This window comes from Vibrio sp. 10N.247.311.51, assembly GCF_041467855.1.
GTDB lineage: Bacteria > Pseudomonadota > Gammaproteobacteria > Enterobacterales > Vibrionaceae > Vibrio > Vibrio coralliirubri.
On sequence record NZ_JBFSVK010000011.1, the window covers coordinates 128,715 to 147,425 of the forward strand.

Below are 18,711 nucleotides of genomic sequence, written 5' to 3' on the forward strand. Positions count from 1 at the left end.
AAATAAAAAGCCCCGCTTACTGATTGCCAGTAGCGGGGCTTTCTTTTCAATATTGTCTTTCTAACCGATTGGGCTTAACTCATAACAGATTCGGTCGAGTTGGTCGTCAGCATCATGCACTGGTTAGGCTCAACCTTAATGGTTAACTCCTTTCCAACACAGTCGAACACTTCTCCAGACAACAAATCGGTCACTGCACCAGTCCAATTTAATGAGGCTGTTTTGCTTCGTTTCGACTTGTTGATCACCACAATGCCTTTATCGCCACGAACAAACACCAACAAATCATCATTCGCTTCAACAACACGCATCGCTTCGCCATGAACATGGTTATGGAATTGAATCATGTTTTTCATGTAAGGCGCTTGCCAGTCGTTAAGCCAACGAGGTTGACCGTTCTTGTCCAGAATACCGCTCGTACTCAGCTCACTGTAAACAAGCGGCACACCGCCGTCTCGACCAAGAATGAAAGCATGAGCCAATCGCTCATCCACTTCATCCATCACATGCTCCAAAAACACCTCGTTGTTTGGAATATCATGAGTGACCGCAAACGTGATCGCTCGCATATTCGACAGAGCTTGACCAAAACAGTAAGGGTTAATCAAAGACTTAAAGCTGCCCTGCTCTTCAAATGCTTTGAAGATGGTGTTGAACAGCGGGAAATCGTACGCTCCTAAGCGAGTGTGTTTAAGATATGGCTCGAGGAATAGCTCATACTCTTCTTCTGTCGCACCGCCATCGGTAATGATCTCACCGAAGATGTGCATTTCTTCGCAGATGTCATCCGTCCACACTTTGCGTAGGTGTGCCAGTGTCATGTGCTTTGCCGCATCAATGCGAAATCCCTTCACACCAATCTCTTTCAGTGCTTTTAGGTAGGCTCTTTGTTGTGCCACCACATTATCGTTGTCCAACAGCGTTGGTAGGCCAGGATCGCTCGCGCCACCGGTAATACGCCCGTTTTGCACTTCCCAAGTGTCTTTCCAGTTCTTGATACCAAACGCTTCCACGAAGTCGTTTTCATCAAATAGAGGTTCAGAAAGGTCACCAAATAAACGTATGGATTCATAATAGTCAGCATCTTTTTGATAAGACGCCATGTCTTGCTGATTGGGATACGTTAGATCACCGCGGATACCCGATTCGTTGGCCATATGGTTAAACACGACGTCTACATAGGTACGAAGCCCGTGTTGCTTTAACCTGTTCACCATCGCAGTGAAGTCTTGCGTGTCACCAAGTTGATTGTCGATCACACGATAATCTTGGGGCTGATAACGTTGCCACCATTGGGTGCAAGAATTTCGGTCGCAACCTTTAGGGCCGCGCAGCGATTTCATCGCCGGTGATACTAAAACAGATTTATAACCCAACTCTTGGATCAGTGGGGCGTTCTTCATTACGTCAGCGTAGCACCAGTCAAAAGCATGCAATATGACATCTGTCGCTGGGTTGCTTAACATAGCTGAACTCTCCATGTTGTTCTCCTACCAAACTCGTTTACAGCTTTCTAGATAAATACAAAGGCTAAAAGGCAAAGCTGCATAAATTTCCTTAAGAATGGTATTTATTATATGAGTTACTCATTAAAACCCCTCCTCCTCCTACCAATTAGTCACGGCGGATAGTTAAGGGCGTAGCGCCAATTATCGCATAACGTCTGGGATGAACACTCAACCATTGTGCTTTTAAATGCACCAAAAAGTGACAAAAAAGGAGCGTATATACGCTCCTTTTATTCAATCTAACACATATTTATAACTAAGTTCTGTAAAGAACCTTCACCACATGCCAGCCAAATTTTGTTTTCACAAGGTGGGGTACAAGCGTTTCGCCAGAGAAACAAACCTTATCAAACTGAGGCACCATTTGACCTTTTTTGAACTCACCTAGGTCGCCGCCCTTCTTACCAGATGGACAGGTTGAATGTTTCTTCGCTAGCGTTTGAAATTTAGCGCCCTTTTTAAGCTGCGTCATGATGTCTTCTGCTAGTTCTTTATGCTTCACCAAAATATGAAGCGCTGCTGCTGTTCTTGCCATGATAATTCTCAGTTTGTTGCTGCCAGTTTACTTACGACGATTGCTTAGAACATCGTGAATGCACTGACTGTTGTAAATCTGTTTGCCGCTAACGGCTTATCGACATAAATTCATCGACAGCCAGCGTTTAGCGTGATTTTAACCCAAGAACCGCTATTCTTCACTCTATAACCGAAAACAACTGCCTTAAAGCCATTAAAAACCGCATCGCGACTTGCTGCGGCTTCCATTTCCCTTTAAATTAATCCTTATAAATTAAGCGCGTATTAAGTAGGAGCCACTTATGGCCAAACCGATCAGTAAAGCGAGTCAGTCACAGGGAATGTTGATGTTCAAGTTATCCCTCACTCAAAGTTTTGCGATTGGCACGCTTAAGGTCAGAGAAATCGTCCCTTTTCAGCCGATGACTCAGATCCCCTACTCCCATCATCACGTGATTGGTACAGTGACTATCCGCGACCTTACAGTTCCTGTGATTGATATGTCCGCTGCGATTGGCTTCCGTCCGATAACACCCGCTGAATACCAAGATTGTGTACTCATCGTCACCGACTGTTTAAGAACAGTTGTGGCGTTCTTGGTTCGTTCGATTGATAAAATCATTGAATGCGACTGGAAGAGCATTGAATCTCCACCCACCAGTGTGGGTCGCAATGTGTTTGTTACCGGTATTACACGTTTCGAAGACCGTATTGTGCAAATGCTCGACGTGGAACTGCTGCTTTCTAAGATCTACCCAGCTTATGAGAATGCGCACATCCCAATGCTGACCGATGTAGAAAGGGAACGCCTCAAAGCGTTGAACATCTTATTGGTGGATGATTCCTTGATTGCGCGTAAACAGTTATCTGATGCCTTAGACAGCATCAACATCCCTTACAGCATATGTAACAACGGCTTAGATGCCATCGACCTAATGCGACGCCAAGCCAGCACTGGCAATGCCATTGATCTTCTGGTGAGTGATATCGAGATGCCGGGATTAGATGGTTACGAGCTTGCATTTGAAGTGCAAAACGACAGCGCTTTAAGTCACGCTTACTGTATTTTGCATACTTCACTATCCAGCGAGATCTGTGTTGACCGTGCCAATCAGGTGGGGGCGCATGAAGCGCTTGAGAAGTTCAACGCGGGTGAATTAATCGAAGCTATGCTACGCGGTGCAAAAGTCTTAAACGGCGCCTCTACGGCTGCTTAGGCTCTGTTTTAGAAGCTAAACCTAGCATAGTGCTCAATGGTTTAGCTTCTTAGTCTCTTCTTTCTTCAAATCTTATAAGAATAGAGCTAACCGTTAGTCTTTGTTTTCTGGCATAGACTTTTTCGGCATAGAGTAGCTCTTACTCACAAATTCCACTTCCTCGACTTCATTCACATGATTGGTAAAAGAGGCCAATGCATAGAGAGTGTTCGCGACTAGGTTTGCGTATTTAAAAAGAATCGGGTCTGGCGACTTTTTGCTTTCATGATGTTCAATACTCACCAAAGCTCGCACAACTTTTTTAGCCTGACAACGACACAAGTGAAGTTCACTAGACACTCGGTGCCCACCGGGTAAGACAAAGCCTTTAAAACCACCTTCAAGCTGCTCACGGATACGATGATAGTCTTGCTTGAGCTCGAGCAATTCAGACTCGGTGATGGCAAGCTTACCGCGCACAGAGCCATTCAAGTGATAGATGTTTGGCTGCAAGCGTTGCAGGATCTCACGAACCTGAGGCTCTAGCTCTAAAGACAACACCAATCCAACTCGACAACAAAGTTCATCCGACAAAATCTCAAAATCACAGATAGGACTGTCTTCATAGATAAATGGGTAACAGAACTCGTCCCAATCTCGACTTACTGGTTTCACGTACCGATCCTTACACATAAATAGTCATCAAACGCCAATATACCAAACTCTTTGATTTAGACATAAAAAAGCCCTCACATTGGAGGGCTCCTGAAGAAATAGGTTAAACGAGATTACTCATTAGATACTTTTTTGTGGCCTTCTTGTAGGTGAACGAAGTCCACCAGATCGTCGCCTGACACTTGGTATGCTTGACCAAAGCCTTTAACGAACAGGCCATTCTCTGCTTTAAGGTTGAACAGAGAGAAGTCTTGCAGTTGGCTCAAACCATCAATGATTTCACCAAAACGCTCTTGCATCTGGCCAATCACTTGAGTCCAAAGTTCCGTTTCACGCTCCACAACACTTGCTTGAGCATCAAACGTTAAACGCTTACGTGCGTAAAGCTGCTTCGAGCTCTCTTCGTCTTCGATCATCATCAAAGATACCTGAGGGTTCGCTTTCAAGTTACGAGCATGACGAGCAATATCAGAAATTAGAACAAAGTAACCTTCTTGGTTCTGAACGAAAGGTGCGTAACTTACGTTCGGGCGACCTTCTTCATCAACCGTTGCAAGTTGAAGGGTACGGCGCTCTTGGCGAAACTCTTTAATTTCTGGACCTAGGCGACCTTGTAGACGTTCTTGTTTTACTTGCTGTTCCATGGGTAATTCCTTTCTTCACTTTCTCTGATTTATTATTTTTGCCCGAGGTTGAGCGATCATTAGCGAACTAAACGATCCTCGAGCATTGATGTCTTATTTAAGCCAGTTGGCAACCCTATATAAGATTGCTGCTGATTGTTTACTGTAGATCGTACTTAAGCTTGTTCTTTTAGCGCTTTGAAGCGTTCTACTTGGTCGGCAATAAGCTCACGCTTTTCGTTGCGGCCTAGGTAAATCTTAAAAATGTTCTCACCGGTTTCACTGAAGAAGCCGAAGTAATGACTTTCACGACCCATGAACGCCTTGCTCACCAAACCGATATGTTTAACGTTATCCAGTTTTAGGTGGCCATGAAGCTCGCCCTCTTTGCCCATCAAATTGTAGTAACCACGCGCTACTTTACCTTTCGGGAATGGCGCTTTAACTTCAAAGATAGAACCAAACGAATGCACGATAGTGGTCACAGGGCCCCAACCCACTAAACCTTCTAGAATCTCTTGAGCACGGCTGCCATCTAGCATTACCGCCATGTCGTTTGGAAAAGCAGCAACCACTTCAACTTCTGAAACACCTAGCTTCTCAGCAATTGCTGTTGGCAGTAGTTTTGGCTCTTCTTCTAAAATTAGAGCTACGCGTTGTTCTAGAGTTTCTGTCATTTCTAATGTTGTATCTGTCATTGAATATGTTCCGTATAAACGAGTAATTTACGTAAGTTATAAACTAAAAATTCGATATTAAGCGTGCTTCAAACTTGCATGCGGGTGTACGCCCGAACCTGATGCTTTAGGCGTAGGGTGCATGGCTTGGTATTCAGCGTTAAGCACTTGAATCACACTCTGCGCTAGGCTTACCGCCCAAAAGCTGCCGGCAATAGTCAGGCTCAGATAATCTTCCGAAAGCTCAACTAAACCGTTCTTTTCCCAATGCGCGAACAAAGGCTTGAGGTAGTCGAACGTGTCTTGTCCCATAAAGCTCGGTAGCGTACTTCTTCTAACAACACCAGAATCGAAACCTGCCTTTAATGTTGAGAAGATAGGCTCTAATGAGCTTTGCTTAGTCATCATGGCAATAGGTAATTGACCTTGCTTTATAGACTCCATGTAGCTGTCTAAAGTTCGATGCTGCATCACACCATGGCCACCTATGTTGCCACCAGCGCCGCAACCAATGGGTAGAACTTCGGCATAAGTTTTCGCTAAGCTGTTGTAAATGCTGCGTTCGCGGTTATCACGAGTCCAGTGGTTTACGCTCAGTTGCTTGACCTTATTTTTTGCCATGAACTCCACACCCGCCAAATACATGCTCGCCTTATCTGGCGTATTCGCAGGCGGTGGGATTTTTCCTTTCTCAACAAGATTCAGCATAGGTGCATTGCCCGCAACAATCAGTTGGTAAAGGTCAATGCCGTGTGCGCCAGTAGACATGTAGTCTTCTAAATCTTGTTGGAACACTTCCATAGATTGGTGTGGCAATCCGTATAGCAGATCAAGAACGATTGGCGCTTGCTCGGTACGACTCAGTGAACTGATACGTTCTAGCACAACCTCTCGGTCATCAAGGCGCTTAGCACTACGTCGAACTTGAGTATTGAAACTTTGAATACCGAATGAGAAACGATTGAAGCCACCTTCAAGCGCACGATCAAATATCTCGTCACCAAATCGATTGATGCGCCCTTCCAATGTCATCTCAACATCGTTTGCTAGTGGGAAATATTGACGAATCGCTTTACCCAACTGTTCAACTTGCTGAGGTGACAAATCGGTGGGTGTTCCGCCACCAATATAGACGGCGTGAAATAGTCCAGACTGAGCCCAAGGCGTTTTGGCTTTCTGCTTTAGCTCGACCATCAGTGCATCGAAATACTCATCCACTAATTTACGGCTTGCGGCATTTTGGAAGAAATTGCAGAACGTACAACGCACACGACAGAAAGGAATGTGGATATACAAGCAACGCTTATCCTGTTTTTTCCCTTCACTCAGCATCAGTTCGTCAAAGAGTTCTAACTTCTTACTGGGGTCGACCGGAATTGAACTTCCTCCGGCATGTGCAGAATGCTTTTTCGCAAACGCAAAACGAAGCGGATCAGGGCTAGAAATGCCCAAGATTGATTCGTCAAATTTATAAATATTAAGACTCATATAATCTCTCTAAACACTTACATAGCAAAGTCTGGAAGACTATTCGCTAAAAACTGAGAGAATCATAAATACACGCAAATGATAATGCAATTGATAATTGATCTTATTTAGATTCTAAGCAATAATCCGATACAGAATTTTGATTTGGTAAAGGATTGATTGTGAACGTTCCTAGATATGTTATTGCAGGCGGTGCATCGTTAGTGATTCATGCAGCGTTGTTGTTTGTCGCTCAAGAATCCAAAGTATTTGCAATGCCTGCAGGTAGCCAATCAAACACGGTATCGATCAACTTCACTCCTAAGAGCGTTCCTTCACAAGCTCAGCAAAAAACAATCACAGAGCCAGTTGAACCAGAACCAGTAAAAGAAACCGTCTCACAAGCTGAACCTAAACCAGTCGAACCAAAAACAGTTGAGCCAAAGCAAGCTAAGCCAACCCCAAAGAAAAAAGCGATCACCAATAAACCTCAACCGAAGAAAGTAGAGAAAAAGGTTGTTGAAAAGAAAGTCGAGAAGAAGCCGGTTCAAAAGAAACCAGTCACTGAGAAAAAGGTGGTCAAGAAAGAACGCCCAGAACCAGCACCACAACCAGAGAAGCTAGCCGACAAGAAAGTCGATAAGAATATGGACGAATCTGCCAACCAGCCTCAGGAAGTAAACCAAGGCGTATCAAACCAAGAGCCAGTTTTGGTCACTAAACCTTCGTTCTCTGCGCGTCCTACCCCACCGAATTACCCTCGCCAAGCAAGACGCCGTGGCGTTGAAGGTGTCGCGACTTACGAGGTCTGGCTAGACGCTGAAGGTAAACAAATTAAACAAGCATTAGTAAATTCATCAGGCGCACTAATGCTCGATAACGCCGCATTAGATGCCATTAAACAATGGAAATTCTCACCTCACACTGTCAATGGTCGAGCGATTGCTCACCGAGTACAAATACCTGTTCGTTTTAGGTTGGATTAATCATGCAACAAATCAGTTACTTACAAGATCAACTTGGCTTAATGACTTGGCCTCTTCTTATCTGTTCAGCATTAACAGCAATGATCATCGCTGAACGTGTCTTCCAAGTCATGCTCAGCATTGGTGTGGGCAAACGTGCCATTCGTCGCGAGTTAAACCAAATCTCACCAACCAACAGTAAAGAGATTGAAGCGCTTGCTCAGTCGATTTCAGGTAAACGCCCGCTACTGTACAAGGGCGTGTCAATGTTGCTTGCTCACCACTCTTTCTCAAAAGGGTTACGAGAAGATGCCGCTGGGATCTGGCTACAAGAAAAACGCCACCAGCTTCATGCAGGTTTAAGACTGCTTGGTTTGATCGGCGTGATCAGCCCACTCATCGGCTTGCTTGGTACGGTACTTGGTCTTATTGAGATGTTTAAAGGCGTTGCCGCGACAACAGGCAGCATCACGCCTAATGACTTGGCAGACGGTCTTGGATTAGCAATGAGAACCACAGCTGCGGGTTTGATGATTGCACTTCCAGCTATTTCAGGTGCTCAGCTACTAGGGTTATGGGCCGATCGAGTGCTGGCTCAATTGGAGCATACATTGAACTATGTGAATGTGTGGCTAGAAGGCATGTCGATTCAAACCAATCAGTCTGATGATACTCAAGGCAAGCCTGTCAACAAAACCTCTATCGGTGATGTGAGCCAAGCATGATTAAAACGCCCCACTCATCTCACACACAGAGCCTAGCGCCGGACTTAACACCGCTGCTCGACATCATTTTTATCGTGATGGTTTTTCTATTGCTTACGGCATCAGTAAAGCTGGAATCGCTAGAAGTTGAGCTGCCAAGCTCGGATGTCAAAAACGTTTCTGAAGTCCACAAGGATTCGATTAGCGTCAATATTTTAGACCGTGAACCCTATTGGGCAATTAACGGCCAAGAATACATCGACTGGGAAAACTTCAAGATTGCCCTGTTAGAAGAGACTGGTTCAACGGATAAAAAACCGATCATCATTGGCGCAGATAAAGCCGCCAACGTTGAAAACCTAGTGAAGTTGCTTTCATTCCTTCAAGAAAACGGAATACCAGCGACTCAACTGCTCACGGACGATGGTTAGAACAATACTCAATTTTTATGAGGCCTAGAGTTTATGAAATTTGGCTCCTGATAGCTAAGAGCAAATAGACAGAACTAAGCCTCTCTATCGATTCGAACTCACAATGCGAACGGACTGCTCACTGAGTATCTTCGCGATACAAAAAGAAAATATAAAGAACTTATTATGAACAACTTAAACGTGCTCAATAAATTAAAGACCAAGACACATCTCCTTTCAGTTGCCGCTATGAGCTTGGCACTTAGCGCACCCGCAATGGCCAACGACACTGAACAACCTAGAATCATCAGTGCTGGCAGTGCCGTTACTGAATTGGTTTTGGCATTAGGTGCTGAAGAACAGCTAGTCGCGATTGATGTGACCAGCCACTTTCCTCAAGCAGAAAACCTACCAAAGATTGGTTATCACCGAAACCTGTCTGCGGAAGGTTTGCTTGCCCTAGAGCCAACCACTCTGATTGGCTCTGATGAAATGGGGCCAGACAACGCGATCTCTCAATTAAAATCGGCAGGCGTCGATGTAGAGATCGTGAACACTGAAGCAAACGTTGAAGGGCTGTTAAAGCGTATCGACCAAATCGCCAAGATTACCCATACCGAAGATCATTCGCAGCAAGTGAAAGCCGAAGTAAATCAGAAGATCGCTGCACTGAAAGCGAACCAAGTACCAAGCGACGAAGCGAAGAAGGTGCTTTTCTTATTGCTGCATGAAGGCCGTCCTGCGAACGTTGCTGGCGGTGAAACTTCGCCAAATGCAATCATCGAGTTAGCTGGCGGTGTGAACCCTGCAGCTCAAAGCCTAACGTCTTACAAGCCACTGTCGATGGAGTCACTGGTAGAAATGCAGCCAGATGTGATTCTAGTCAGTGGCCGTAGCTACCAAAAGATGGGCGGTGCTGATGCCATCCTGAAATCGCTACCTATGTTAGCAGCGACTCCTGCAGGTATGAACAAGCAAATCATTACCGTAAATGGCAGTGCTTTGGTTGGCGGGCTTGGCCTAGAAAGCCTTTCAGAAGCTAAGCGATTAAACGCACTTATCTATCCGCTATAACTTATCTACCCGCTATAACGCGACTACCCTATTTTTACTGTTGCTAGTTCAATGCCCGTCACCAGCCTACTTTCGCTAATGTTGGTAATGGATATTGAAGTTAGCAGTGGACATTGAGGCCCTTTATGTTGTTACGATCCGTCCCGCTGAAAACATCGATGTTAGGCCTAGGTGCTACCCTAGTCTTCGTCGCACTGTTTTCAATCACCGTTGGGCCAATGAACATTAGCTTGGCTGACAGCGCAGCGAGCTTACTCCAGCCAAACAATGATTTGGCACCCCACATCAACTTAGTGATTCAAGAGATTCGCTTACCTCGAACCATTTTGTGCATGTTGATTGGTGCGATTCTCGCGTTATGTGGTGCTGTTATGCAGGGCCTATTTCGAAACCCGCTTGCTGAGCCTGGGATCATCGGTGTATCTGCTGGGGCGGCGCTAGGTGCAGCACTGGCCATCGTACTTTTCTCTGAGCTATCGCTTCAATACCCTGCTTTCATGAACTTTGCTGCGGTTCCTGTGTTCGCTTTTCTTGGCGGCGCTTTAACCACACTGTTGGTGTATAAGCTAGGCACGGGTAAATTCGGCACCTCTGTCACCATCATGTTGTTGGCGGGTGTGGCGATCAGTGCGCTCTCTGGCGCTGGTATTGGCTTCTTGAATTTCATTGCTGATGACCAAATGCTACGCGATCTTTCATTGTGGTCGATGGGTTCATTGGCTGGCGCTAAGTGGTCAGGCATTTTGCTGGCTGCTGTCACGCTCGTTGGATTGTTTGTTGTTTTCTACCGCCAAGCGATGTCTCTAAATGCTCTATTACTGGGCGAGTCAGAAGCGCAACACCTTGGCATCCCAGTACAAAAGCTTAAACGAAAGCTGATTCTACTGACGGCTGCAGGCGTTGGTATCACGGTTAGCCTGTCTGGCATGATTGGTTTTATTGGTTTGGTGATCCCACATTTAGGTCGCATGTTAGCAGGCCCTGACCACCGAGTTCTGTTGCCACTATCAGCGGTACTAGGCGCACTACTGCTAACCGCCGCAGACATGTTCTCACGTGTGGTACTTGCTCCGGCAGAGCTACCTGTAGGTATTGTCACTGCGATTATCGGCGCTCCATTCTTCTTGTATCTACTATTTCAACAGAAAGGGAGAATCCTTTAATGTTTCCTTCAGCTTTAAAAGCGACCGATATCGAAGTGAAGTTCGGCAGTAAAGTGATATTAGATGGCGTTTCTATTGAGATTGAAGCGGGAAAGGTAACCACACTGCTTGGGCCAAATGGCGCAGGTAAAAGCACGCTGCTTAAAGCTTTGTGCCAAGAGATATCAAGCAACGGCGATATTCAATACTTTGGACATAGTAAAGACAAGTGGCCTTCTCACAAGTTAGCTAAGCACCTTGCTATGCTTCCTCAACACAGCACCTTGACCTTCCCATTCTTGGCACATGAAGTTGTCGAGCTTGGTGGGATTCCTCTGCAAGAATCCAACAAGAAGCTGACCAGCATTGCTAGCCAAAAAATGGATGTTGCTGATGTGACTCACTTGAGTGAAAGGCTTTATCCTTCACTATCAGGCGGTGAAAAGCAGCGAGTGCACTTGGCTCGAGTGTTAACTCAGCTTCACCACTCTGGTGACCAATGTATTTTGATGCTTGATGAACCAACCTCTGCACTGGATCTTGCCCACCAGCACAACACCTTAAAGATTGCGAGAGAATTAGCCGATAACCACAATGCCGCGGTTATCGTGGTTTTGCATGATCTCAACTTAGCCGCGCAGTATTCCGATCGATTGGTGGTATTGAAAGATGGCAATTTGGTGTGTGATGGCAAGCCTTGGGATGCACTGAAACCTTCGATGATAGAAGATGTGTATGGTTACAAAAGTATCGTAGAAAAACACCCTACCATGAGCTTCCCTCAGGTTCACCCCGCACAATAAGTCCGATTAAGGAGCGACTCGTTTTGAGTATTCGTTCTTGATAACAATGACGTAATCCTAAGCCTCGATTTGTTCGGGGCTTTTTATTGGCTCACAGCCACTCTCTCAGCTTAAACTCAATTTTATTAATAACCACAGCAGCAAACACCAAAACGACTCACCTTGAGCATTTGAGGCTCTAGAAATGAACACTACCCGTTAGGGTTACTTAGCTTTTAACACTGAAGAGGAAAACAAGTCACGGGCGTAAGCATATAAAAAGAAAAGAAATAACATCATTCAGCAAACAGCGACATCGGTGTGGGATTGAGAGAAAAACGCACAAGAAGTGAAACTGCAGGCACAAAAAAAGCCCCCGCAGGAGCTTCTTTTATTGAGTGCTGATTATTGGCTCATACGAATCAATGATTTACCAATCAACCACTCTAGTTCTTTACCGCTAGTATCGCCAAACTGAGTTTCAGTCAGCTTGTATAGACGATCAATACCGTTTGCAGCGAACTCATGCGCGCTCTCAGCAGTAACGATATGATGGAAAAGTAAACGTAAAATTGCTAGGAACTCAGCGTCTTCAAGTGCTGCAACCCAGCTAGCTGAAAATGCGTCAAGGCCATTTTCAAAGTCAATGTGTTCCATGAACATCTTGAAAATACGACCGTCTAGAGCAGCAGTAAAATCCGTTTTCTTTGGAAAGTGATGACTTATACCTGTACGAGAAACACCCGTTTGTTGACTCAACGTCGTGTATGACATCTTGTCGTAACCCAATCTTAGTAGCTGGTCTACAACGGCATCCATGATTTTCTGGATCGTGATTTCTGTATCTTCTTTACTACGCTTTGGCATATTCAGGCTCTTCTCTTTGTAAATCCATCTAACTCAATCAAATGAAGTCAGAATGAAAATCGTTATCAGCATTATGTGAGCAAGGTATTTTTTCGCAAGTATTTCCATTAAATACCAACAAATACTTTGTACGAACAATTTTACAGTGCTGCCTCTTTGGGCACTTTGTCTAATTATTCTTCGAAAGTCACCTTACCTCTCTAAGTGGTTAATCTAAAATAACAACTTAGAATATCAAATACCCAACAATAAATTCATTGTATAAATACCTATCAAGCAATAGATAGTCTTATAAAATTAGTTACGACGCAACTAACTGAATGATATTCTAACAAATTAATGACACTGCTTATCAACAAAACATGAGATAGATCACATACATATTTGGCGACGCGAATGTACACATTCATTTAACCCCTTCAACAAACAACATAGCATACCAGTACAAATTAGTTCAAAGATTTTAATTTTTGTAGATACAGTTCAAATTGCTCGTTAGAATAACCTCAGACTTTGTAAGAGGATTATTATTATGAGCCAAGATATTGGTAACAACGATGTATGTGAAGCTTGCGGCTGTGCAGGCGAAATCGGGTTCATCATTAAAGAAGGCGACGATGTTGCTGAAGTAACGGTTTACGGAAACTCAAAAGCACTTATTGAAGTTGAGTTTGCTAAGTACGTTGAACTTGCTAAACAAGTGTCTAGCAACGTTGAATTTGAAGCATCAGAAATGACTGAAGAAAGCACAGAATTGCACGCTCGCTTTAAATTTGAAGTTAGCGCTGAGAAGATTATTTTTGAACTTAAGACTCGCTCTCTAGCGCGTTAATATAAGCATTTATATTCTTATTGAAAGACGAGTGAATTACTCGTCTTTTTTTAATTGAACCCAAGCCAGTGAACCATTTTGCTCAAAATCGTTTTCTGCAGCGCACTGAATCACTACGCCCCCCACCTCTAACACCGCCCCAATGCTATAAGCCTTGTCATCATAATAACAAACTCGTTGCTGTTGACCGCCTTGTGTCACTACCACCGCAGCTTTACCGGGCGTTGAAATTACTTTGTTGGCACTCGCAGACATTGAGCCAAACATTGAAGCGGCTATCAGAAAAACCTTAACAATTCGTATATTTACTCTAATCATTGATTTACCTGCCATCTTTGTTCCATTCCTCGTTAATCTACCGCCAAATGGGTAAAACACTATGCGAGATTAATTTTTCCATTATAGTGTAAGCGTCTATTGTAATAAGAAGCCTGTTATGCTCAGAATAATTGCACTTATTATTGGTTCCTTAACCATAACAAATGTCAGTGCTGAACCACTCGATCACTATCAAATATTGAACCATCTCGATAATTACGGAAACTTATATCTACGAAATAAGCCTTATACATCACTTCCAACGGGCTTGGTGGTAGATGGTAATCTCAATATAGAGAATACTGCGATCACACGCCTACCCAAAGGGTTAGAAGTGAACGGCAGCCTAAAAGGCTCTAACAGCCAACTCGCTCGAGTCCCGAGCGGGGTTAAGATAAAAGGTTACGTCGACTTGATTGGCAGCCAAATCACTAGTTGGCCAAGAGGTGTAAGAGTGGGCGGCTTTATCAACCTCACCGATACTCCACTGGAAAGGCTACCGAATGGCTTTAGAGTGAAAGGCGATCTGAGCGTGATCCGCACTCCTTTGACTGAGCTACCCAACGGGATCGTGGTTGATGGCGACTTATATATAGGCGGTTCTGGGATTACAACATTCCCCGAGACCATGACAGTCAAAGGCAACATCTATCTGGGCGGCAACACTGTAACCACATGGCCAACCAATCTAGAGCTTGGTGGTGCAGTCGCTCGCTAATTCAGGCTGAAGCTCTAATGCTCTAATGCTCTAATGCTCTAATGCTCTAATGCTCTAATACGTTAATGCTCGATCGCAGCAACAAGTAGCCATTCAGAAACAAAAAAGGAGCCCAAGGCTCCTTTTTCAATTAAATCAAGTTGCTAATCAACTAGCAAGCTAACTAACGCTCGTTAACCAATGTTCTTCACTGGGTTCGCGTAGCTATCGATCAAGTACTGACGCGCGCCTTGTGGCAAGCTCGATAGTTTAGCTTCAAACTCTTGCTTAACGGCCGCTGTAATCGACTCGTCTTCTTTTTCTGCTGCCAGTAAGTTTACTGGAAACAGTTTATAGTTATCGTGGATCTGACGATCGATCTCTTCAGCAAGCGCTTCTGGGGTATCAAAATCTTGGTCGATAACCTGACCGAAGCCAACGTGAACGCGTCCTTTATTACCGATGATGCCTTGAATGATACTTTCGATGTCTTCAAACTCACCCTTTTCGTAACTGCCGTTTACGTCTTTCTCGAAAAGCTCTATCGCTTTAGCTGTGTCACATGGGTCGTTCTCGTAAGAAATAGCCACAGGAACAATCTTCAATGACTTCACGTATTCAGGGAAAGCAATTTTTTGCTTACGTCCTTCAACGTGAAACATTTTCAAAATTGCTGGCTCAGTAAAATCGTTACCGTCTTTCGCACGACCTTCCTTTTGAGCGATCCAGATTGAGTTGCCTGTTTCTAGAGAGTGCTTAATGTAAGAAGACAACTGCCCTAGCGCTTTCATCATCTCACGCGGTCCTTTCAGAGAACGCTTTACGATGAAGCTCTTGTTTAAACGCATCAATTCAGTCGCACATGGCTTTTTCAACAGGTTGTCACCGATAGCGATACGACAAGTCTGATGATTATTTTGATGCAAAGCGTAATTTACCAACGCAGGGTCCATAGCAATGTCACGATGGTTTGATACAAACAGATAAGCTTGGTTCGCATCCAGTGACTCGATACCCGTGTACGTCACACCGTTAGTGGTTTTCGCTAACGTGTCGCGTAAGTACTTTTTCACTTCAATCTGAATGGATTCAACGCTAGTCAGCTTGCTCCACTTCATTTTTAAGTACACACGCAAAATCGGGCTCATTAATGCTTTGAACCAAGAAGCATGGTTTGAAAAACGGTAGTGCAAGATTGCACTGATAAATTCTTCATCATTAATAAGACGGTTTAGTGCCGCTGGAATTTCATCATCGCCGTAAGGACGAATATCAACATATGGATCGGTTGGAGAGGTCATTTTTTAATTCATATAATAAAAAGCTGGCTCATTCTACGCGTTGTTTTGACTTCTCGCAGCTACAGAGCCCATACTTTTGACAAGGTCAGACCAGAAACATTGAAAATCCCCTGTTATTGTTGGCATTCTTTAAGATTAACGGTAATCTTGACGCCCCAAAATTAAGGTACTATCTATGAACTTCGCTATTGAATATACATCGGCTTACTTTTCACACTTGGTGATCACACCACGCAAGAAAGTACTTAAACATAGCCTTGTATCGGTTCAAAGTGGCTTGGTTTTGATTAAGTTAGGCAAACAAGAGTATGCCGTTGAACCAGGACAAAGCGTCTGGATTCCGCACGACTGCCTAACGTCACTGACCTACTTTCCAAACACTCAGGTTAACCGCGTCGACTTTTCTGTTCGTTTGACGGATTCATTCCCAAGACAAGCGGGTTACATCACGCAAACTAACCTCTCTTCGGCACTACTAGAAAAGCTAGAGCAAACCAAAGCTCGAGCTTCCAATGCCAATAATACGGAACAAGCGTTTAAAGATATGCTTTCTGTCTTGAAGCAAGAAGTGTTGTCGTTTAAACCACTGCTTTGCGAAAGTGCTCTTTCTCAGCGATTCAATCAATGGAACATTGATGACTCAAACCTGCCACAAGAGCACACTCTGGTGATGGTGATGCGAGAAGCGAAGAAACGCATGCAGTCAGGCCAGAAACGTTCACTTGTGATTGATGACCTGTTCTCAGGCAAAGAAGAAGAGTTCGAACAACTGTGTATGCTTGTTTTTGGTGAAGATTTATAGCTTGGCAGTAAGTGAGTGCTGGTATTTAAACTAGCAAGCCAGATACTAAAAAGCCGCAAAAACTGAGTTTTTGCGGCTTTTTTCATTCTTGCTATTTAGACGCAGATAGCAATCTATCTATGTCACTACCTGTCTAGAATGGCAACTCAACCTGCATCATTAGGTCGGCGTCACGTGAGTCATGCCAACGATAATCAAAGCGCATACGCGGCTGCCCTTCTACTTTCTCGCCAAAACCGATGCTGAGTTGAAGACCATGATTCATCAACCACTCTTCAGTCGACATATCATACTGCTCGTCTTCAAGGTCTTCTGGAAACCACATACCCAAGCCAACATAGTTTGACTCAATGCTTTGTGTCAGCAATGGTGAGTCTTTACTTTGAAGAACCCAGTCGGACCAATAGTCCGGTGTGCTTTCAGGCTCATCATCGCTCAGTCCGCTGATTTCCATCATACGTTGGCCAAAAGACTCGATGCTGGTCGAGAAATCTAGACAATTGTCATCTTCATCAGAAGTCAGCATGATTGAATCTAGGCTAAAAAAATCACACTCAGCATACGCTGGCATACTGCATGCTGCCATGATCAACGTCGCTGGTATCGCGCTCTTTAGCATAGTCCTCTGACCTCTTGATTAGTGAACTTACATTATCTGATACAGTCCACTATCTTGCAACATCTTTGTAACTGACTTTGTACTCAGTTTTGCCACATCGCTTCCACTTATCAGTGCATTACGTATGTCTGTGCTGCGAATTTTCACTTTTTCAGGGCAAGCCATTACAGACCACTGCTCGGTAATCTCATCTGATTTATAGAAAGATGAGAACTTAAAGAAGTTATCTGGGCCAATAACAAATGTCAGTTCAGCGTCACGATGTAACTTTTGAAGTTCACTGAGCACGGCATAAGTCGTGACGCTTTCACCTGGGGTAAATAGGCTCTTTTCGATCAAAGAAAGCTCCACTTGATCCAGTGAAAGATCGCTAATAAATGCGTTAACTAACTGACATCTCGTATCAAAGTCTAGCATCTCTTTTCCCCAAGCATGGGCAATACTTGGAACGAGTAGAATTTTGTCAAAGTGAGCCAACGAATCAATCACACTTTTGTGCCCTAAGCTCGGTGGATTAAACGCACTACCGAAAATGGCTATTTTTTCCATTATTAATTACTGCCTTCTCTTTCTAAGCTTGTGCAAAGAGGTTTTTAAATCGGATGATTTAGGTATGATAACACTAGATTTTTAATTTGCTTGCAGGAAAGGAATACGAATGGAACAGTTAATTCGTGACGAAATGCGCGTACTACCTTCAATTGACCCTCACTTCGAAGTGACTCGTCGTGTGGACTTTATCAAAACGAAACTTCAGCAGTCAGGCTGCAAGTCTCTGATCCTTGGTATCAGTGGCGGTGTGGATTCGACAACTTGTGGCCGCTTAGCACAAATGGCCGTTGATAGCCTAAATGAAAGCGCTGGTAGCAAAGACTACCAATTCATCGCGGTTCGCCTGCCTTACGGTGAACAAAAAGATGAAGACGAAGCGCAACTTGCGCTGTCTTTCATTCAGCCTTCTCAATCTGTTTCTGTAAATATTAAAGCGGGTGTTGATGGGCTTCACGCTGCATCTCACGTTGCTTTAGAAGGCACAGGCTTGCTACCAACAGATTCAGCAAAAATCGACTTTGTGAAAGGCAATGTGAAAGCTCGCGCTCGCATGATCGCACAATACGAAATTGCAGGTTACGTTGGCGGTCTTGTAATCGGTACTGACCACTCAGCGGAAAACATCACTGGCTTCTACACCAAGCACGGTGACGGCGCATGTGATTTAGCACCTCTGTTCGGCCTGAACAAGCGTCAAGTTCGTGAACTAGCAGCAACACTAGGCGCTCCAGAGCTACTGGTTAAGAAAGTGCCAACCGCTGATCTAGAAGAGCTTGACCCACAGAAAGCCGATGAAGCAGCATTGAACCTTTCTTACGATCAGATCGATGATTTCCTTGAAGGCAAAGCCGTTTCTCAAGACGTATCCGATCGCTTAGTGAGCATCTACAAAGCAACACAGCACAAGCGTCAACCAATCCCAACGATCTACGATTAATTCGTTTTTGAATTAGTCTCAGGATCAAAAAGGCCGGAAGCTCATTC

General features: G+C 44.3%; 22 protein-coding genes. 11 read left to right on the forward strand and 11 right to left on the reverse strand.

The features are described 5' to 3' along the window. Positions 1–74: 74 nt before the first annotated feature. Together AB6E85_RS12400 and ppiC are read right to left on the reverse strand one after the other, a co-directional pair. Positions 75–1,481 (reverse strand): alpha-amylase family glycosyl hydrolase, encoded by a 1,407-nt coding sequence (locus tag AB6E85_RS12400; protein ID WP_372142858.1) that lies wholly within the window; start codon positions 1,479–1,481, stop codon positions 75–77. A 283-nt stretch (positions 1,482–1,764) separates the two neighbouring features. After that, on the reverse strand, positions 1,765–2,046 hold the full coding sequence (gene ppiC, locus AB6E85_RS12405; protein WP_258185064.1) for a peptidylprolyl isomerase PpiC: 282 nt from the start codon (positions 2,044–2,046) through the stop codon (positions 1,765–1,767). A 280-nt stretch (positions 2,047–2,326) separates the two neighbouring features. On the opposite strand from ppiC, the gene AB6E85_RS12410 reads away from it, so the two are divergent. Next, positions 2,327–3,241, forward strand: a complete 915-nt coding sequence (locus AB6E85_RS12410; protein ID WP_050632894.1) for a chemotaxis protein — start codon at positions 2,327–2,329, stop codon at positions 3,239–3,241. Between the two features lie 93 nt (positions 3,242–3,334). On the opposite strand, the gene AB6E85_RS12415 is transcribed toward AB6E85_RS12410, so the two are convergent. The 4 genes from AB6E85_RS12415 to hutW form a co-directional block, all read right to left on the reverse strand. Beyond that, on the reverse strand, positions 3,335–3,895 hold the full coding sequence (locus AB6E85_RS12415; RefSeq protein WP_372142859.1) for an ATP:cob(I)alamin adenosyltransferase: 561 nt from the start codon (positions 3,893–3,895) through the stop codon (positions 3,335–3,337). Positions 3,896–4,008: 113 nt separating this feature from the next. Further along, positions 4,009–4,539 carry a heme utilization protein HutZ gene (gene hutZ, locus AB6E85_RS12420; protein WP_004731858.1) on the reverse strand — a complete coding sequence of 177 codons (531 nt, stop codon included), beginning with the start codon at positions 4,537–4,539 and terminating at the stop codon, positions 4,009–4,011. 155 nt (positions 4,540–4,694) lie between these two features. Next, positions 4,695–5,216: a heme utilization cystosolic carrier protein HutX gene (gene hutX / locus AB6E85_RS12425; protein ID WP_016784265.1), complete on the reverse strand. Its 522-nt coding sequence runs from the start codon at positions 5,214–5,216 to the stop codon at positions 4,695–4,697. A gap of 57 nt (positions 5,217–5,273) precedes the next feature. Beyond that, the gene (gene hutW, locus AB6E85_RS12430; RefSeq protein WP_372142860.1) at positions 5,274–6,683 is read right to left on the reverse strand and encodes a heme anaerobic degradation radical SAM methyltransferase ChuW/HutW; all 1,410 of its coding nucleotides are present in this window, start codon (positions 6,681–6,683) and stop codon (positions 5,274–5,276) included. 161 nt (positions 6,684–6,844) lie between these two features. On the opposite strand from hutW, the gene AB6E85_RS12435 reads away from it, so the two are divergent. The 6 genes from AB6E85_RS12435 (at position 6,845) to AB6E85_RS12460 (ending at position 11,760) form a co-directional block, all read left to right on the forward strand. After that, entirely contained in the window at positions 6,845–7,648 is an 804-nt protein-coding gene (locus AB6E85_RS12435; protein ID WP_372142862.1) for a TonB family protein, read from the forward strand. Positions 7,649–7,650: 2 nt separating this feature from the next. After that, positions 7,651–8,352, forward strand: coding sequence for a MotA/TolQ/ExbB proton channel family protein (locus tag AB6E85_RS12440; RefSeq protein WP_017062755.1), 702 nt, complete (start codon positions 7,651–7,653; stop codon positions 8,350–8,352). Further along, a complete protein-coding gene (locus AB6E85_RS12445; protein ID WP_017062756.1) occupies positions 8,349–8,762 on the forward strand; it encodes a biopolymer transporter ExbD in 414 nt (137 codons plus the stop codon). Before AB6E85_RS12440 ends, AB6E85_RS12445 begins: the two co-directional genes overlap by 4 nt. Positions 8,763–8,927: 165 nt before the next feature. Next, on the forward strand, positions 8,928–9,815 hold the full coding sequence (locus tag AB6E85_RS12450) for a hemin ABC transporter substrate-binding protein (RefSeq protein WP_061038026.1): 888 nt from the start codon (positions 8,928–8,930) through the stop codon (positions 9,813–9,815). Between the two features lie 125 nt (positions 9,816–9,940). After that, the gene (locus AB6E85_RS12455; RefSeq protein WP_048609731.1) at positions 9,941–10,978 is read left to right on the forward strand and encodes an iron ABC transporter permease; all 1,038 of its coding nucleotides are present in this window, start codon (positions 9,941–9,943) and stop codon (positions 10,976–10,978) included. Beyond that, a complete protein-coding gene (locus AB6E85_RS12460) occupies positions 10,978–11,760 on the forward strand; it encodes a heme ABC transporter ATP-binding protein (protein WP_050620596.1) in 783 nt (260 codons plus the stop codon). The genes AB6E85_RS12455 and AB6E85_RS12460 overlap by 1 nt, the downstream gene beginning before the upstream one ends. 384 nt (positions 11,761–12,144) lie before the next feature. Here the strand turns inward: AB6E85_RS12460 and AB6E85_RS12465 are convergent, their stop codons facing one another. Continuing rightward, complete coding sequence (locus AB6E85_RS12465; RefSeq protein WP_004731875.1) at positions 12,145–12,606, reverse strand: TetR/AcrR family transcriptional regulator; 462 nt, start codon at positions 12,604–12,606, stop codon at positions 12,145–12,147. A gap of 532 nt (positions 12,607–13,138) precedes the next feature. Between AB6E85_RS12465 and AB6E85_RS12470 the strand changes: the two genes are divergently transcribed. Beyond that, positions 13,139–13,438: a YfcZ/YiiS family protein gene (locus AB6E85_RS12470; RefSeq protein WP_372142864.1), complete on the forward strand. Its 300-nt coding sequence runs from the start codon at positions 13,139–13,141 to the stop codon at positions 13,436–13,438. Positions 13,439–13,474: 36 nt separating this feature from the next. On the opposite strand, the gene AB6E85_RS12475 is transcribed toward AB6E85_RS12470, so the two are convergent. Continuing rightward, positions 13,475–13,771: a YnjH family protein gene (locus AB6E85_RS12475; RefSeq protein ID WP_050643300.1), complete on the reverse strand. Its 297-nt coding sequence runs from the start codon at positions 13,769–13,771 to the stop codon at positions 13,475–13,477. A 103-nt stretch (positions 13,772–13,874) separates the two neighbouring features. On the opposite strand from AB6E85_RS12475, the gene AB6E85_RS12480 reads away from it, so the two are divergent. Further along, positions 13,875–14,474, forward strand: coding sequence for a hypothetical protein (locus AB6E85_RS12480; RefSeq protein WP_050643301.1), 600 nt, complete (start codon positions 13,875–13,877; stop codon positions 14,472–14,474). Between the two features lie 173 nt (positions 14,475–14,647). Here the strand turns inward: AB6E85_RS12480 and AB6E85_RS12485 are convergent, their stop codons facing one another. After that, positions 14,648–15,754, reverse strand: coding sequence for a 1-acyl-sn-glycerol-3-phosphate acyltransferase (locus AB6E85_RS12485; RefSeq protein ID WP_017067956.1), 1,107 nt, complete (start codon positions 15,752–15,754; stop codon positions 14,648–14,650). 175 nt (positions 15,755–15,929) lie between these two features. Between AB6E85_RS12485 and AB6E85_RS12490 the strand changes: the two genes are divergently transcribed. Then, the gene (locus tag AB6E85_RS12490) at positions 15,930–16,556 is read left to right on the forward strand and encodes a hypothetical protein (protein ID WP_017067957.1); all 627 of its coding nucleotides are present in this window, start codon (positions 15,930–15,932) and stop codon (positions 16,554–16,556) included. 133 nt (positions 16,557–16,689) lie between these two features. On the opposite strand, the gene AB6E85_RS12495 is transcribed toward AB6E85_RS12490, so the two are convergent. Beyond that, entirely contained in the window at positions 16,690–17,175 is a 486-nt protein-coding gene (locus AB6E85_RS12495; protein ID WP_048609737.1) for a hypothetical protein, read from the reverse strand. 27 nt (positions 17,176–17,202) lie between these two features. Then, positions 17,203–17,724, reverse strand: coding sequence for a nicotinate-nicotinamide nucleotide adenylyltransferase (locus tag AB6E85_RS12500; protein ID WP_017067428.1), 522 nt, complete (start codon positions 17,722–17,724; stop codon positions 17,203–17,205). A gap of 109 nt (positions 17,725–17,833) precedes the next feature. On the opposite strand from AB6E85_RS12500, the gene nadE reads away from it, so the two are divergent. Next, positions 17,834–18,664, forward strand: coding sequence for an ammonia-dependent NAD(+) synthetase (nadE, locus tag AB6E85_RS12505; RefSeq protein ID WP_372142867.1), 831 nt, complete (start codon positions 17,834–17,836; stop codon positions 18,662–18,664). Positions 18,665–18,711 lie beyond the last annotated feature (47 nt).

Bases quoted from the DNA above. Each gene is read 5' to 3' on its own strand.
- AB6E85_RS12465 (WP_004731875.1), bottom strand. From the start codon at position 12,606: ATGCCAAAGCGTAGTAAAGAAGATACAGAAATCACGATCCAGAAAATC.
- AB6E85_RS12455 (WP_048609731.1), top strand. From the start codon at position 9,941: ATGTTGTTACGATCCGTCCCGCTGAAAACATCGATGTTAGGCCTAGGT.
- AB6E85_RS12480 (WP_050643301.1), top strand. From the start codon at position 13,875: ATGCTCAGAATAATTGCACTTATTATTGGTTCCTTAACCATAACAAAT.
- hutW (WP_372142860.1), bottom strand. From the start codon at position 6,683: ATGAGTCTTAATATTTATAAATTTGACGAATCAATCTTGGGCATTTCT.
- AB6E85_RS12500 (WP_017067428.1), bottom strand. From the start codon at position 17,724: ATGGAAAAAATAGCCATTTTCGGTAGTGCGTTTAATCCACCGAGCTTA.
- nadE (WP_372142867.1), top strand. From the start codon at position 17,834: ATGGAACAGTTAATTCGTGACGAAATGCGCGTACTACCTTCAATTGAC.
- AB6E85_RS12475 (WP_050643300.1), bottom strand. From the start codon at position 13,771: ATGGCAGGTAAATCAATGATTAGAGTAAATATACGAATTGTTAAGGTT.
- AB6E85_RS12485 (WP_017067956.1), bottom strand. From the start codon at position 15,754: ATGACCTCTCCAACCGATCCATATGTTGATATTCGTCCTTACGGCGAT.
- hutX (WP_016784265.1), bottom strand. From the start codon at position 5,216: ATGACAGATACAACATTAGAAATGACAGAAACTCTAGAACAACGCGTA.
- AB6E85_RS12460 (WP_050620596.1), top strand. From the start codon at position 10,978: ATGTTTCCTTCAGCTTTAAAAGCGACCGATATCGAAGTGAAGTTCGGC.
- AB6E85_RS12410 (WP_050632894.1), top strand. From the start codon at position 2,327: ATGGCCAAACCGATCAGTAAAGCGAGTCAGTCACAGGGAATGTTGATG.
- AB6E85_RS12445 (WP_017062756.1), top strand. From the start codon at position 8,349: ATGATTAAAACGCCCCACTCATCTCACACACAGAGCCTAGCGCCGGAC.
- AB6E85_RS12450 (WP_061038026.1), top strand. From the start codon at position 8,928: ATGAACAACTTAAACGTGCTCAATAAATTAAAGACCAAGACACATCTC.
- AB6E85_RS12495 (WP_048609737.1), bottom strand. From the start codon at position 17,175: ATGCTAAAGAGCGCGATACCAGCGACGTTGATCATGGCAGCATGCAGT.
- AB6E85_RS12400 (WP_372142858.1), bottom strand. From the start codon at position 1,481: ATGGAGAGTTCAGCTATGTTAAGCAACCCAGCGACAGATGTCATATTG.
- AB6E85_RS12490 (WP_017067957.1), top strand. From the start codon at position 15,930: ATGAACTTCGCTATTGAATATACATCGGCTTACTTTTCACACTTGGTG.
- AB6E85_RS12440 (WP_017062755.1), top strand. From the start codon at position 7,651: ATGCAACAAATCAGTTACTTACAAGATCAACTTGGCTTAATGACTTGG.
- hutZ (WP_004731858.1), bottom strand. From the start codon at position 4,539: ATGGAACAGCAAGTAAAACAAGAACGTCTACAAGGTCGCCTAGGTCCA.
- AB6E85_RS12470 (WP_372142864.1), top strand. From the start codon at position 13,139: ATGAGCCAAGATATTGGTAACAACGATGTATGTGAAGCTTGCGGCTGT.